At 40.4% G+C, this 14,262-nt stretch carries 14 protein-coding genes; 9 read left to right on the top strand and 5 right to left on the bottom strand.

Annotated elements, in window-relative coordinates; genetic code table 11:
* Positions 1 to 8: 8 nt before the first annotated feature.
* Positions 9 to 608, bottom strand: coding sequence for an alpha-ketoglutarate-dependent dioxygenase AlkB (locus MTF66_RS16825; RefSeq protein WP_138620817.1), 600 nt, complete (start codon positions 606 to 608; stop codon positions 9 to 11).
* A 43-nt stretch (positions 609 to 651) separates the two neighbouring features.
* On the opposite strand from MTF66_RS16825, the gene MTF66_RS16820 reads away from it, so the two are divergent.
* Genes MTF66_RS16820 through MTF66_RS16805 form a run of 4 tightly spaced genes read left to right on the top strand, consistent with a single transcriptional unit; the run spans position 652 to position 4,412 of the window.
* Positions 652 to 1,800, top strand: a complete 1,149-nt coding sequence (locus tag MTF66_RS16820; protein WP_138620815.1) for a methyltransferase — start codon at positions 652 to 654, stop codon at positions 1,798 to 1,800.
* Positions 1,801 to 2,361 carry a YajG family lipoprotein gene (locus tag MTF66_RS16815; protein ID WP_138620813.1) on the top strand — a complete coding sequence of 187 codons (561 nt, stop codon included), beginning with the start codon at positions 1,801 to 1,803 and terminating at the stop codon, positions 2,359 to 2,361.
* A gap of 2 nt (positions 2,362 to 2,363) precedes the next feature.
* Positions 2,364 to 2,984: a peptidylprolyl isomerase gene (locus tag MTF66_RS16810; RefSeq protein ID WP_008111880.1), complete on the top strand. Its 621-nt coding sequence runs from the start codon at positions 2,364 to 2,366 to the stop codon at positions 2,982 to 2,984.
* 51 nt (positions 2,985 to 3,035) lie between these two features.
* Positions 3,036 to 4,412 (top strand): MFS transporter, encoded by a 1,377-nt coding sequence (locus tag MTF66_RS16805; protein WP_138620811.1) that lies wholly within the window; start codon positions 3,036 to 3,038, stop codon positions 4,410 to 4,412.
* A gap of 72 nt (positions 4,413 to 4,484) precedes the next feature.
* On the opposite strand, the gene MTF66_RS16800 is transcribed toward MTF66_RS16805, so the two are convergent.
* The gene (locus tag MTF66_RS16800) at positions 4,485 to 4,724 is read right to left on the bottom strand and encodes a helix-turn-helix domain-containing protein (RefSeq protein WP_008111877.1); all 240 of its coding nucleotides are present in this window, start codon (positions 4,722 to 4,724) and stop codon (positions 4,485 to 4,487) included.
* A 366-nt stretch (positions 4,725 to 5,090) separates the two neighbouring features.
* Here MTF66_RS16800 and MTF66_RS16795 point away from each other — a divergent pair, with 366 nt between their 5' ends.
* The gene (locus tag MTF66_RS16795) at positions 5,091 to 5,279 is read left to right on the top strand and encodes a hypothetical protein (RefSeq protein ID WP_010391080.1); all 189 of its coding nucleotides are present in this window, start codon (positions 5,091 to 5,093) and stop codon (positions 5,277 to 5,279) included.
* Between the two features lie 57 nt (positions 5,280 to 5,336).
* On the opposite strand, the gene erpA is transcribed toward MTF66_RS16795, so the two are convergent.
* Positions 5,337 to 5,675 (bottom strand): iron-sulfur cluster insertion protein ErpA, encoded by a 339-nt coding sequence (gene erpA / locus MTF66_RS16790; protein WP_002958911.1) that lies wholly within the window; start codon positions 5,673 to 5,675, stop codon positions 5,337 to 5,339.
* Positions 5,676 to 5,913: 238 nt separating this feature from the next.
* On the opposite strand from erpA, the gene MTF66_RS16785 reads away from it, so the two are divergent.
* From MTF66_RS16785 to hemL, 4 genes are all read left to right on the top strand, one after another.
* Positions 5,914 to 7,596 carry a chloride channel protein gene (locus MTF66_RS16785; RefSeq protein WP_010391078.1) on the top strand — a complete coding sequence of 561 codons (1,683 nt, stop codon included), beginning with the start codon at positions 5,914 to 5,916 and terminating at the stop codon, positions 7,594 to 7,596.
* Positions 7,597 to 7,612: 16 nt separating this feature from the next.
* Positions 7,613 to 8,047, top strand: coding sequence for a CopD family protein (locus tag MTF66_RS16780; protein ID WP_010391077.1), 435 nt, complete (start codon positions 7,613 to 7,615; stop codon positions 8,045 to 8,047).
* A 112-nt stretch (positions 8,048 to 8,159) separates the two neighbouring features.
* Positions 8,160 to 9,176, top strand: coding sequence for an aspartate carbamoyltransferase (locus MTF66_RS16775; RefSeq protein WP_054202016.1), 1,017 nt, complete (start codon positions 8,160 to 8,162; stop codon positions 9,174 to 9,176).
* Between the two features lie 38 nt (positions 9,177 to 9,214).
* A complete protein-coding gene (gene hemL / locus MTF66_RS16770; protein WP_138620809.1) occupies positions 9,215 to 10,495 on the top strand; it encodes a glutamate-1-semialdehyde 2,1-aminomutase in 1,281 nt (426 codons plus the stop codon).
* Positions 10,496 to 10,560: 65 nt separating this feature from the next.
* Here hemL and mrcB read toward each other — a convergent pair whose 3' ends face one another.
* A complete protein-coding gene (mrcB, locus tag MTF66_RS16765) occupies positions 10,561 to 12,894 on the bottom strand; it encodes a penicillin-binding protein 1B (RefSeq protein WP_138620807.1) in 2,334 nt (777 codons plus the stop codon).
* A 134-nt stretch (positions 12,895 to 13,028) separates the two neighbouring features.
* A complete protein-coding gene (locus MTF66_RS16760) occupies positions 13,029 to 14,258 on the bottom strand; it encodes an ammonium transporter (RefSeq protein WP_054202014.1) in 1,230 nt (409 codons plus the stop codon).
* Between the last annotated feature and the right edge of the window lie 4 nt (positions 14,259 to 14,262).

The following is a 14,262-nucleotide window of genomic DNA, read 5'->3' as shown; positions in this document are numbered from 1 at the left end:
AATGCTATTTAACTGAAACTATTATTAATATAGCGAAACGTTAAACTTATCCGCGGGTGTTTAAGTGTTGTTTGTTTTGGTAGCGCATGCTGGTAATTTTGTTGGCTCTGTCCGCTCATTATTAAACAACTACCACTTTGTAATTTAATGTTAGTAATGCTGTTGCTTACTTTGTGTTTAAGTTTAAATAACCGTTCTGCACCAAGCGACACACACGCTATGGTAGGCTCAGGCCCTAGCTCAGCCTCGTCATCGCTATGCCAACCCATACAATCGTGGCCATCCCGATAATAATTAACCAAAATTGAGTTAAATGGTTGCTGTAGGTGATTTTCTAAACGTGTTCGCATGGCAAGTAATACGTCTGGCCAAGGCTCTAAGTCGAGTTTATGCCCAGAATAACCGTACTCAAGATTTTCTTCGCTGATAAAACATTGTAGCCTAGGTATTGGCCCCGTTTTACCAAACACTGTAATGTTTGGCTGTTGCCAATTTAGGTTTTGCTGCAAATAATAAAATAAATCGAGGCTTTTTTGTGCGCTAAGTACCTTACTTTGATAAGAAAAGCCATTTGGTAACAGTTGGGGGTTGGCGTTTGGCGGTTGCATGTTAGAATTTACCTATCATTTGATTACCGATCATTAAACTATTATGACTACGCAAGCTACGCTCGGCGATAACACTTTTACTCTTGAACGCTTTCCTTTGGATCAAAAAAACCGCAGCTTACAAGCGTGGGATTCAGCAGACGAATACCTTATTGACTATGTTAATGAACACTACCCTGATTGTCGCTCGTTACTGATCTTAAACGACAGCTTTGGTGCACTTAGCTGTTACTTTAGCAAGCAACAATTAACAGTTTGTTCAGTAAACGACTCATATATTAGCCATCAGGCGGCTGCTTATAACTTAGCGGAAAACAAAATCGCGACGACGGCGTTTAGCCAGCTTGATAGTTTATCGGCTCTGCCTGAGCAATTAGACCTAGTGTTGGTAAAAGTACCACGCACGTTGGCTTTTTTACAATATCAGCTATCTGAATTAAGCGAGGTGCTCGCGCCAGATACGCCAGTTATTGGTGCTGCAAAAACTAAAGACGTGCATAACTCTACTATTAAAGCATTTGAAAACTTTATTGGTGAGACGAAAACAAGTCTTGCAGTAAAAAAATCACGTTTAATTATTAGCCAAGCTGCTGGCGGTTATAAAGGCGCAGATTTCCCAGTCAGCTGGCCACTTGAAGGCACTGATTTTACAATAAGTAATCATGCCAATGTGTTTTCGCGTGATTCACTTGATATTGGCGCACGTTTCTTTTTCAATTACTTGCCGCAAACAAATAAAGCAAAAAATATTATTGATTTAGGCTGTGGTAATGGCGTGGTTGGCTTAATGACATTAGCGCGCTGTCCTAATGCTCATATTAGCTTTGTTGATGAGTCGTATATGGCGGTTGAATCAGCTCGACTCAACATTGAATTAAACATGGAAGACAAGTTTGAACAATGTACTTTTATAGAGAATGATTGTTTAACTGACTTTGAACGTGAAAGTGCCGATATTGTATTGTGTAATCCGCCATTTCACCAAGCACAAGCGGTTACCGACCACATCGCGTGGCAAATGTTCAAGCAAGCAAAAGACACATTAAAGGAAGGTGGCGAGCTGCGTATTATTGGTAATCGTCATTTAGATTACCACGACAAACTAAACCGTATGTTTGGTAACTGTACTTTATTGGGCTCTAATAAAAAGTTTGTGGTACTCAGCGCAACTAAAAATAGTGGGACGTTATAAATGAAACTCATAAAGATATTATTGAGCTGTTGTACTTTAGTGGTTTTTTCGGGATGTGCGAGCCAGCCTAACCAACTGATCCTCAATCCTGTTTATAAAAGTGGACAAATAAGCTCAATCAATAACAGCTTAAACACCAGCGTGATTGATTTACGTGGTGACAGTGCAACCTTAAAGCTTATTGAATCAAGCAAAACAAAAACCATTGCCAGCACGGGTATTACTGAGTCAGTTAAAAGTGCATTAGACAGTGCGCTTAGTCGCAATGGCGCTAGCATTTCTAATTTAGCGCAATTGCGTTTTGAGTTAGATATTCACGCACTGCAAGCTGTGGTTACAGAAAAGCTAATGAGCCATACCAGTGATGCCAAGATTGAATTTGAAGTACGAGTGATTCGCCCTACCAGTAATTTCAGTAAGCGTTATAGCGGTAATGCTAATTTATCTGGACCACTTGGTCATGATAGGGCAAAAATTGAAGGTCAGCTCAATAAGTTGACTGAGCAGTTAATTACCCGCATTGTATCTGACCCTGAATTAATTGCATTTTTAGAAGGTTAATAATGAAGCAACTTTTTTTAATCTGCGTAAGCTTATTTTTTAGCGTAAATAGTTTAGCGGCTCAAGAAGGCCGCTTTGTGCAAAAAGATAATATTTTCCCTCGAGTAGAAATTGTGACATCGTTGGGCAGTATTGTGGTTGAGCTAGACCGCTCAAGAGCCCCTATTACGGTTAATAACTTTTTGACTTACGTGTCTGATAAAAGCTATCAAGGCAGTGTGTTTCATCGTGTAGAACGCGATGTAGAAAATGATCGTGATTTTGTAATTCAAGGCGGTGGTTATGATAAAGATTACGATGGCCTGCATGAAAACGACCCTATTTTTAATGAAAGCGGTAACGGCTTAACTAACGATATGTATAGCATTGCTATGGCCTATCAAGATCGAGAACCACACTCAGGAACGCGTCAGTTCTTTTTTAACATGGATGACAATGACCATTTAAATCCAGGGCGAGATTGGGGATTTGCAGTGTTTGGCAGTGTTATGGAAGGTTATGAGACGCTCGATAAAATCATGGCTGTAAAAACGGGTTTTAATGACAAAATTGGCTACAACTTTGTCCCTGAAAAACCGGTTGTTATATTAAATATCAAGGTGCTTGAGCAAGTCCCTTTATAACTTTTTATCAGAGCAGCTTTGGCTGCTCTTTCTATGAGCCAATGAGCCCCTATGAATAGCACACTTTCTGTTCGCGAATACTTTTCTTATTTTAAAGATAAACGTTTAATTAATGTTTTTATATTTGGAATGAGCAGTGGTTTTCCGTGGGTGTTAATTGGCTCGGTAATGTCGGCTTGGCTTAAAGATGAAGGTTTGAGTCGCAGCATGATAGGCTTATTTGGCATTGTGTTTGGTGCCTATAGTATCAATTTTTTATGGTCGCCTTTAATAGATCGCACTAAACTGCCCTTTTTGTACAACTGGCTTGGTCAGCGTCGTAGTTGGATCCTGTTTTGCCAAAGCTTTATTTTACTTGGCACGTTACTACTTGCAGGGCTTGATCTAAAAGCAAACCTAGCGATTGCCGCCGCACTTTGCTTGCTGATCGCCATAGCCTCTGCAACGCAAGATATTGCTATAGATGCTTTTCGAATAGACACTCTTAGTGAAAATGAATCTCACAAAGCCACCGCAGCCGCCGCAATGGCTACATCGGGTTGGTGGACAGGTTATGCTTTATTAGGGGCTGTGCCCTTTTACATGGCAGATATGCCAAACATAGACTGGCCACAGGTCTATTATTTTTTATCAGCGATTATGCTGTTATTAATTAGCTGTGTGTTTTGGGCTAAAGAACCAAAATCAAACCGCGAAGCCGTTCATGCCGAGCTAGAACGTGTTTACCTTGAAAAGCTTGCGGCAAGCAAACAAACACCACTAACGAAAATACTCGCATGGCTGGGTGTCACCGTGGTTGACCCATTTAAAACCTTTTTTGCTAAAAATGGGGTTAAAACCGCTTTAGCACTGCTGGCATTTATTTTCTTATTTAAAATTGGTGAAGCATTTTTAGCACGAATGTCGATTGTATTTTATAAAGAAGTGGGCTTTAGTAATACCCAAATAGCAAATTACTCCAAGCTGGGCACGGGTTTAATCACCATTGTATTTGCCTTTTTGGGCAGTATTTTTAACCACAAATATGGCATAGTAAAAGGCTTATTTATTAGTGGCGTAGCCATGGCTGCATCTAACTTAATGTTTTCTTGGATTGCCTTAGCAGGGCCACAAGAACACTTATATGCAATGGCGATTGTAGTTGATGGTTTTACCCAAGCTTGGTCTTTAGTGGCGATGGTTGCTTTTATATCTATGCTGTGTGACAGAGCATTTAGCGCCACCCATTATGCGCTATTAGCATCATTGGGCAATTTAGGACGTACGTTATTATCGAGTTATAGTGGCGTAGTTATCGATGATTGGCTAATGGGGAATTGGTCATTATTTTTTGTTTTAACAGCACTTATGGTTTTACCTTCATTAATATTTTTATATCTAATTAGGCACAAACTATATGCATTAGAGCAAAATTATCATAGTAGGTAACACCTAATGCATCCCTGCATTAGTATTGGCTGTAGACGTTAGATTTAACTTTACGATTACAGCCTAACAGCGTTAGTCAGCTTTAATTAAGCTTAATGCTTCATACGGGTCGACTTCTAATGCATTACAGTAGCGAACAAACTCAATCACATCTAAGCGACGCTCTTGATTTTCAATTTTGCCAATAAAAGAATGTGGCGTACCCAAAATTTGCGCTAGGCTGCGCATTGTGTAGCCTTTTTCATGGCGCTTAGTTTTAAGCCACTTTGTTAACTTTGCATTTTCTTCCGAAGATACGGTTTTACCCATCATATACAACTCCTACTCGTTGTTTAACTGTACATATTACCAAGTGCTCATTGTGATCAACACTATAAACTCACTGCCACTAACTAAGGCGCAGTGTAAACGCTTACAATTCAATCAACAAAAACACTCAAATATGTACTAACTCTTTATTATTGTGAAAAATGAAACCTTGCCCGTTTCATTCTTGGATACATTATATACCATTCACCGTTGATCTGAATGATTAATTGGTAATTCTACGATTAAAGTTTAACAACAAATATTTACTAAGTCTGAATAAGGTTAAATATTTTATAACTTTTTTGTTTCATTTAAATATAAGCTGTTTATTATTAAGGTCTATTGACCCTAGCTTATAGAGATCAAATCATGTTTAGACTACTCTTTTTACTACCTATTATTTTGTGCTTAGGTTGGTACTTTTTTTTACGCCATTATGCTATTCCATTAAAGCAGGGTAAAAAAGGCTTTATCTATATTTTAGCTTTCTCTGCGTTTGTGCTTGGCTTTTTTGTGTTAATGATGCAAATAACAGAGTACAGCCCAACTGAGTTATGATTTTTTAAGCACATAAAAAAACCGCTGATTAAGCGGTTTTTTTGGATAACGATATTTTTATACGCTAAAACTAGCACCACAGCCACACGTTGTTGTGGCATTAGGGTTAGAGACAAAAAAGCGTGCCCCCTCTAATCCTTCGGTGTAGTCAACTTCGCCATCAACTAAATACTGGATACTCATAGGGTCAATGACTAAGGTAACCCCATTTTTAACAATTTCTAAATCGCCAGGATTCGCTTTTTCATCAAAAGTAAAGCCGTATTGAAAACCTGAACACCCACCGCCTGTGACATAAACACGCAGTTTTAGATCTGGGTTTTCTTCTTCGTCGATTAACTGTTTAACACGCACAGCGGCTGCGTCGCTAAACTTAATGGGTAATTCTTCAGACATCTTATAACCCTCAATACCTTAATACTAATGCGCGAGATTATCTAATACCTGAGTATTTTAATCAAGTATAGTTAATCCATGCTTCCACGCCCCAATGATAACATGGCTTGTTTAGCTCACTCTGTGAATAGGTGCAGATTAAATTAAATTTAAATTAATCTGTTGTTAAAAATCTCAAGGACTTCCCTAGACTATTTTGATAAACTTGACGCCTAAAAATGCTACGGGGAAATAAAGCATGTGGCTTGAGCGACTGAGACGTCGATTAGCAAAACCAAAAACATCCGTACAATTATGCTTATTAGGCGTAAGTGCCGGATTAATTGCTGCATTTTTTATTATACTGTTTCGTTTAACCATTTTATTTTTTCAAAGTTTATTTCTAGAAACCCCTGACGATTTTACCACCCTTCCCACTTTAGAACGGGTATTAATGCCTTTAGTTGCAGCGTTATTAATAGCTACATTTGCGGCTTTCACTGGCTTTAAACATTACCGCTTAGGTATTCCTTTTGTAATACACAGAATTAAGCGCCATTACGGGCAAATGCCACTGTATAACACGGTTAATCAGTTTGTTGGTGGTGCACTGGCGCTGATCAGCGGTTTCTCTGTTGGCCGCGAAGGCCCATCAGTTCACATGGGGGCTGCCGGGGCGAGCATATTAGCAAATAAATTACACTTACCTCACAACGCTATGCGTACCCTCAGTGGATGTGGCGTTGCTGCGGGAATTGCTGCGTCGTTCAATACCCCGCTTGCTGCGGTTATTTTTGTAATGGAAGTGGTGCTCAGAGAATACAAAGTGCATATTTTTGTGCCGATAATGCTCGCAGCCGTTACCGGTGCATTAGCCACTCAATTTGTATTTGGTGAAGGCTCAGAACTTGCGCTAATAAGCATTGCCCCCTTAAGTGGGTGGCATTACCCCTATTTAATTTTGTGCGGCATGGGGCTGGGCGCGGTGGCTTATGCTTTTAATCAAAATTTAATGCTGATTATTAAAACCTTTAAACCACTAAGTATGTTTCCTCGTTTAATAATTGCAGGGTGTATTGCCAGCTTAATTGCCTATGCAGTTCCACAAGCTATGGGCTCAGGGATGAGTGCGATAACCATTGCTGTAGAGTCACCTGAAAACATGCAACTACTTACCACTATTTTAATTGCTAAGTTATTAGCCACCTTGTTTGCTATTGGCTTAGGTATTCCTGGTGGGTTAATTGGTCCGGTTATTGGACTTGGCGTTTTAACCGGCACTTTAATGGCATTTTTTGCCCAGTTTATTAGCCCAGGAACTGACATAGCCGGTACTTATGGGGTGCTTGGCATGGCAGGCTTACTAGCTGCCACATTGCACTCTCCCTTAGCGGCACTAACTACCGTGATGGAGCTGACCTCTTCACCGGAAATTATTGTACCGGCGATGATCGTCATTACCACCGCCTACGTTACAGCTTTGCAGGTATTTGGTAACCGCTCTATATTTTTACAGCAATTAGACTTTCAGGGATTACCTTACCACGTATCTCCCGCCACTGAAGCCCTACAAAAAGTAGGGGTGATGGATGATATGGATGAAGACTTTAAACTGCTCTACTCCGATGATAAAGAGCAAATAAAAAACAGTCTAGATGCCATGGACAGCCAAACACCATTAATTGTATTTGATGAAGAAAATGGTTATCGCCTAGCTGAATATGACTTGAGTTTAATGTCTGATCAGGCGGTCAATATAAAGTACATTAGCTTACAAGGTATCAGCAGCCAAGCCACTCTTGCAGATGCCTTTGAAATTTTAAATGATAAACGCAGTGGTGCACTTTATGTGTATAACTTATTAGATAATCAACAAATTATGGGATTACTACGGTGGGATCAAATCCATCATATTCTAACCATACGTAACAGTTTACTTTAACAATAATGAGAACAGTATGAGCGCATTATTAATTTACAAAACCTTGCACGTATTTTTTATGATTGCTTGGTTTGCCGGTATTTTTTACCTACCTCGACTTTTTGTTTATCACGCTATGAGTGAAGAAAAATCGTGTAACTCAATGCTAAAAGTAATGGAACGTCGGCTGCTTTATTTTGTTACCCCCTTTGCTGTGCTTACCGCAGTGTTTGGCGTATTAACTATTGTTGAATACGGCCGCGAATGGTTTCGTTACAGTATGTGGCTGCATTATAAACTAGTGCTGGTAATCATTTTATATATTTATCATGGCTACTGTTTCAAATTATTAGCTGATTTTAAACACGATAGAAATACAAAAAGCGATCGGTTTTACCGAATTTTCAACGAGCTACCTGTTTTAGCGTTACTCGTTATAGTTGCTTTAGCCATTATTAAGCCAAGCTTTTAAATACAGGATTATAAATTACACTGCCAAGTCGCAAACTAAGTTTGTATAATACGCGCGATTGCGTGCTCCTTTATGGATTATCGCGCCTTTTTGAATAACTAGGAATAACCCCATGTTCAGTTTCCAAGGTGAAAATATACTCTCTGTTAATCAACTCGATCGAGACTGTATTGAACGCATATTTGCTGTAGCAAAAAAAATGGAGCCATACGCAAAAAAACAAAAGCGTACCAATGTGCTTGAAGGCGCTATTTTAGCGAATCTATTTTTTGAACCTAGTACGCGTACTCGTGTTAGTTTTGGTACTGCGTTTAACTTACTCGGTGGACTGGTTCGTGAAACCACCGGTATGCAAAGCTCTGCGCTTGCTAAGGGCGAGTCTCTATATGATACCGCACGTGTTATTTCAGCCTATGCTGATGCGGTTGCAATGCGCCATCCAGACTCAGGCTCGGTAGCTGAATTTGCAACAGGTTGCAGCGTACCAGTAATAAATGGTGGCGATGGACCCAATGAGCACCCTACTCAAGCGCTGCTTGATTTATTAACTATTGAGCGAGAGCTTAACCGCTTCGATCAAAATATTGATGGTATGCACATTGCGCTAGTCGGCGATTTAAAATATGGCCGAACCGTTCACTCGCTATCAAAGCTACTATGTCATTACAAAAACATTCGCTTTTCAATGGTTGCCCCTAATGGCTTGCAAATGCCTGACTCAATTTTATCTGTCGTTGAAAATGCAGGACATAAAATTGAACTGGTTGATAAAATGGAAGGTAACTTAGCGGCCGATATTGTTTATCAAACACGTATCCAAGAAGAGCGTTTTCCGTCTCAAGAGGAAGCTAATAAATACCGTGGTGGATTTAGAATTAGCCAGTCTATTTACAATTCCCATTGCAAACCGAACTCGGTGTTAATGCACCCGCTTCCTCGCGATAGCCGTTTAGAGGCAAACGAACTTGATAACGACTTAAATGCTAACGACAATCTAGCAATATTCCGCCAAGTACAAAATGGCGTACTTATTCGTATGGCGCTGTTTGCTTTAACCCTCGGCGTAGAAAACAAAGTCGAGCAGTATGAAGTAGACGTTCCTTGGTTTAGCCGCAAACGCGATAGCTAAGCTTTTAATTTTAAAGTGATAAAACAATAGGATTTTTCATGACAATTAGCCAAGACTTATTTAAACGAGCTCAAGACTCTATTCCTGGTGGCGTAAATTCACCAGTGCGTGCTTTTAATGGTGTAGGTGGTACTCCGCTGTTTATTACTAAAGCACAGGGCGCGTTTACATTTGATGCTGATGGCAACCGTTACATTGATTATGTGGGCTCTTGGGGCCCAATGATTATGGGCCACAATCACCCTGAAATAAAACAAGCAGTGCATGATGCGGTAGAAAATGGTTTAAGCTACGGTGCACCTACCGAAGCTGAAATTTTAATGGCTGAAAAAGTTAAAGAGCTAGTCCCATCTATCGAAAAAGTACGTATGGTAAGCTCAGGTACTGAAGCAACAATGAGTGCAATTCGCTTAGCTCGTGGTTTTACTGGTCGTGACAAAATTTTAAAGTTTGAGGGTTGTTACCACGGCCATGCAGATTCACTGCTAGTAAAAGCCGGCTCTGGTGCATTAACTATGGGTGTACCTAACTCTCCAGGCATTCCTGAAGATTTAGCTAAGCACACCCTTACGGTTTCGTTTAACAATATTGAAGAAGTGAAAGCAATTTTTGCTAAATACGCCGATGAAATCGCGTGTATTATTGTTGAGCCAGTTGCAGGTAACATGAACTGTATCCCACCAGTACCTGGCTTTTTAGAAGGACTGCGTGAAGTCTGTGATCAGTACCAATCTGTGCTTATTTTTGACGAAGTAATGACAGGTTTTCGTGTAGCCCTTGGTGGCGCTCAAGCGTATTACAACATCAAGCCAGACCTAACCTGTTTAGGTAAAGTAATTGGTGGTGGCATGCCAGTTGGCGCATTTGGTGGTAAAACAGAGATTATGGATTACATAGCCCCTGTAGGCCCTGTTTATCAAGCAGGTACACTGTCAGGAAATCCAATTGCGATGGCTGCAGGTTTAAAATCACTTGAGTTACTTAGTGCACCTGGCGTTCACGAAAAACTAGAAGCCATTAGTAAAGCGATTTGTGAAGGCTTTGAAGCCGCAGCTAAAAAAGTAGGTATTGCCTTAACTACTAACTACGCTGGCGGCATGTATGGCTTTTTCTTTAATGATGCAGAAAAAGTAACTACTTACCAACAAGCTACTGAATGTGATTTAGAGCGCTTTAAAAAGTTCTTCCACTTAATGCTTGAAGAAGGTGTTTATTTAGCGCCTTCAGCGTTTGAAGCTGGTTTTGTTTGTGCTGCGCATACAGAGCAAGAAGTTCAGGCAACGATTGAAGCGGCAGAGCGCGCTTTTGCTAAACTATAACGTTTAGCTCATAAGATCGCTTACCCATAAAAAAAGCCCTTTCGGGCTTTTTTTGTTTTTATTACTTAGCGAATACATTGGGGCCTTGGTTTAAACTCACTGGCCCTAAGCGGTAATTGAATCACTTTGCCACACCCTGGTGGTGCTTGCTTCCCGGTTTGCTCGTTTACAAATGCCCACCGAATTGAAGGTGGACGGGTATCGGCAATTGCTTGCGGGTTTAAGGGTTTTAAATAACGAATATAGGTTTCAAGCGCGCCGACACTGCCGGTTAAGCCAGTACTTTTATTATCATCACGACCTAACCATGCAACCGTCACTGTATTTTGATCAAATCCAGCAAACCAGCTGTCGCGTAATTCGTTACTAGTACCTGTTTTACCTGCGAGCTGAATCAACGGAAAATGTAAATTTAAGCGTTTAGCGGTGCCATCTTTAGTTACTCGCTTCATAGCGTATTTGGTCATGTACATGGCATCTTTATCAAAGCGTTGTTCGTTACTCACTTTATGCTTATAAAGTACTTTACCAACAGAGTCGGTTAATGCCGAGATAGACGTCAGCTCCCTGTATTCGCCATCAGCAGCAATAGTGGTATAAAGCTGGGCCACTTCAAAACTCGACATTTCAATAGCCCCTAATAGCAGCGACGGGTATTCATTAATATGGCCTTTAGCACCTAGTCCTCTGAGTGTATTAGCAACTTTATCAACCCCAACATCAAGCCCTAAGTTAACTGCCGGAATATTAATGCTGTGGCTGAATGCTTTATAAAGAGGCACGGCGCCTCGGTATTGATGATCAAAGTTTTCTGGCTGCCATACTTTTCCCTCTTCGTTGGTGACTTGCACGGGTGAATCATCAAGCAATGTCGCTAAATTATAATGAGGAAGCTGCAGTGCACTTAAATACACTGCCGGTTTAACTAATGAGCCAATATTGCGCTTGGTATCAAGCACCCGGTTAAACCCTGAGTAACGCACATCGCGCCCAGACACTAACGCTGATACACCAGCTTTTTCAACATTAACGGAGATCATCGCCGCTTCTAATTCTTTGGTATTTGGACGTCTTTCCAAATAAGGTAAACTGGCCTGAATCGACTCTTCCATTGCTGTTTGCTTTTGCAAATCGAAGTAGGTAAATACGCGCACCCCTGCATCTAATACTTCTTGATCAGGTAGCAGTTGTTTCAACTCGCGATTAACCAACTCTAAGTAACCTGGGTAAGACTTTTGTAAGCTGGCTTTCATTGGCGCAATATCAATGGCGCGCTTTAACGAGGCTCGATACTCTTTAGTGGAAATAAGTTTATTATCGACCATTAAACGCAGCACTAAGTCACGACGTTCCATAGCACGTTCTTTATAACGTCTAGGGTTATAATAAGAAGGGCCTTTAACCATGGCCACCAGCAGGGCAATTTGATCGTACTCAAGTTCATCAACGGGTTTTGCAAAGTAAAACTCAGCCGCTAATCCCATACCATGCACACCTTGGTTATAAGACTGACCTAGGTAGACTTCGTTTAAATAGGCTTCGAGAATCTGATCTTTTGAATAACGATAATCAAGAATAAGCGCAATAAAAGCTTCATTGATTTTACGTACTAATGAACGTTCACGGGTAAGGTAAATATTTTTAGCTAGCTGTTGTGTCAGTGTGCTGCCCCCTTGCACGGTTCTTCCTGCGCGAATATTGGTATATAAAGCCCGTAAAATAGAAAATACCGATACCCCGTGGTGATCATAAAAATCGCGGTCTTCGACCACTAACAAAGCATTCTTAAGCATGTCTGGAAATTTATCTAATGGCACAAATTCGCGGTCTTGTTTTGAGTCATTACCTATACGGGCTATTTGTACAGGCTCTAATCTGGCAGTGTTTAAGCGACGACCGAATTTATCTTTAATACTTGCAACCTTTTCCCCAGAGAAACGTAGTTCAATTACGTGAGCATTTTCTAAACCATCATAAAACTCAAAATCACGACGAAAAATCTTAATACGATTAGCTGTTTTAATATATTGCCCTGTGCGGCTTAAGCGATTAACTGCCGTGTAATTTAAACGTTTAAGCTCCCATAAAACTTCTTGCTCAGATAAAAACTGCCCAGGAAAAAAAGTCATTGAACGCGCATACACTTGGGCTGGAAGTTGCCATTTATTGCCTTCAAATTGGCGGGTGATTTTTGCATCAAGATAAATAAAGTAAAGTGCTACAGCGATGAAAGTCGCCAGACTCAGTTTCCAAAAAATAGAAAACAAAGTTTTTAAAAATGGCCGTTTAGCCGAACTTGCGGTTTTTTTTGCAGCACTTTTTCGCGCTGATGTTTTAGATGACTTAGTAGTGCGCTTAGTCGAGGGTTTACTGGTCGGTGTTTTCTTTTTTTCAGCCATTTAAGTGTAATACATTCCAAAGGTTGATTTAACGCGAGGAGCTTATCACATTACTCTAACACCTGAAAAATTAACCCTTCCTGAAATCAAAAAAGCCCTAACTGAGTAGGGCTTTGATTGAACACACAATACTTTTAATTACTTCTTACTGAAACAAATTCTGGGTAAGCATCAATACCACAATCATGTTGATCCATACCGTTTAGCTCTTCCTCTTCGGTAACACGAATACCCATGGTTTGTTTTAAGACTGCCCAAACAATGAATGAAGCGATAAACACAAAGCCAATGATACATAGTAAACCAATTAACTGTGCCACAAGGTTAGCCTCGGCATTAGTAACCGGCACTAATACCACACCTAATATGCCACAAACACCATGCACAGAGATGGCACCTACAGGGTCGTCAATTTTCACTTTATCAAGTGCCACAATGCTTAGTACAACCAAAGATCCACCTAGTAGGCCATATAAACACGCCATTAATGGTGATGGTGATAATGGATCTGCAGTAATAACCACTAAGCCTGCAAGTGCGCCATTAAGTACCATGGTTAAATCTGCCTTACCCCATAATAACTTACATAAGAACAAGGCTGATATTGCACCCATAGCAGCAGCAGCATTGGTGTTAAGTAGTATTTGACCTACTGCAGTTGCATTTTCTTTATCTGAAATTAATAACTGTGATCCACCGTTAAAGCCAAACCAACCCATCCATAAAATAAATGTACCCAATGTAGCAAGTGGCAAGTTTGAACCTGGAATTGGGTAAATTTCACCATTTTTACCATATTTACCTTTACGTGCACCCAATAGAATTACACCCGCAAGCGCTGCAGCTGCACCGGTTGCATGGACAATGGCAGAACCTGCAAAATCAACAAAGCCTAATTCAGATAGGAAGCCGCCACCCCATGTCCAGTAACCTTCAATTGGGTAAATTAATCCTGTTAGTACTACTGTAAACACTAAGAAAGCCCATAACTTCATACGCTCCGCTACGGCGCCAGATACAATAGACATAGCCGTTGCAACAAATACTACCTGGAAGAAAAAATCAGACTCTAGTGAATGATCGGCGTCTGCCGCTTGACTACCTATTAGGCCACCAAATGAAGGAATTATTCCGCCTTCAACGTTGTCTACATACATAATGTTGTAACCGACCAACAAAAACATAGTACAAGCGATAGAATAAAGTGCGATATTTTTAGTTAGAATTTCTGTGGTATTTTTTGAGCGCACTAAACCTGCTTCTAACATTGCAAAACCAGCTGCCATCCACATAACTAAGATGCCAGAGATTAAAAAGTAAAACGTATCGAGCGAAAACTTCAGCTCTATAATTGTATTTTCCATGTTG

This window comes from Pseudoalteromonas sp. 2CM39R, assembly GCF_023161845.1.
The sequence above is the reverse complement of the archived record's forward strand: the minus strand, read 5'-3'. Positions and strand labels throughout refer to the sequence as shown.

What these genes read in the sequence shown, in the direction of transcription:
- MTF66_RS16815 (WP_138620813.1), top strand. Translation starts at nt 1,801, where the DNA reads ATGAAACTCATAAAGATATTATTGAGCTGTTGTACTTTAGTGGTTTTT.
- erpA (WP_002958911.1), bottom strand. Translation starts at nt 5,675, where the DNA reads ATGTCTGAAGAATTACCCATTAAGTTTAGCGACGCAGCCGCTGTGCGT.
- MTF66_RS16785 (WP_010391078.1), top strand. Translation starts at nt 5,914, where the DNA reads ATGTGGCTTGAGCGACTGAGACGTCGATTAGCAAAACCAAAAACATCC.
- MTF66_RS16760 (WP_054202014.1), bottom strand. Translation starts at nt 14,258, where the DNA reads ATGGAAAATACAATTATAGAGCTGAAGTTTTCGCTCGATACGTTTTAC.
- MTF66_RS16800 (WP_008111877.1), bottom strand. Translation starts at nt 4,724, where the DNA reads ATGATGGGTAAAACCGTATCTTCGGAAGAAAATGCAAAGTTAACAAAG.
- MTF66_RS16795 (WP_010391080.1), top strand. Translation starts at nt 5,091, where the DNA reads ATGTTTAGACTACTCTTTTTACTACCTATTATTTTGTGCTTAGGTTGG.
- mrcB (WP_138620807.1), bottom strand. Translation starts at nt 12,894, where the DNA reads ATGGCTGAAAAAAAGAAAACACCGACCAGTAAACCCTCGACTAAGCGC.
- MTF66_RS16805 (WP_138620811.1), top strand. Translation starts at nt 3,036, where the DNA reads ATGAATAGCACACTTTCTGTTCGCGAATACTTTTCTTATTTTAAAGAT.
- MTF66_RS16780 (WP_010391077.1), top strand. Translation starts at nt 7,613, where the DNA reads ATGAGCGCATTATTAATTTACAAAACCTTGCACGTATTTTTTATGATT.
- MTF66_RS16825 (WP_138620817.1), bottom strand. Translation starts at nt 608, where the DNA reads ATGCAACCGCCAAACGCCAACCCCCAACTGTTACCAAATGGCTTTTCT.
- hemL (WP_138620809.1), top strand. Translation starts at nt 9,215, where the DNA reads ATGACAATTAGCCAAGACTTATTTAAACGAGCTCAAGACTCTATTCCT.
- MTF66_RS16775 (WP_054202016.1), top strand. Translation starts at nt 8,160, where the DNA reads ATGTTCAGTTTCCAAGGTGAAAATATACTCTCTGTTAATCAACTCGAT.
- MTF66_RS16820 (WP_138620815.1), top strand. Translation starts at nt 652, where the DNA reads ATGACTACGCAAGCTACGCTCGGCGATAACACTTTTACTCTTGAACGC.
- MTF66_RS16810 (WP_008111880.1), top strand. Translation starts at nt 2,364, where the DNA reads ATGAAGCAACTTTTTTTAATCTGCGTAAGCTTATTTTTTAGCGTAAAT.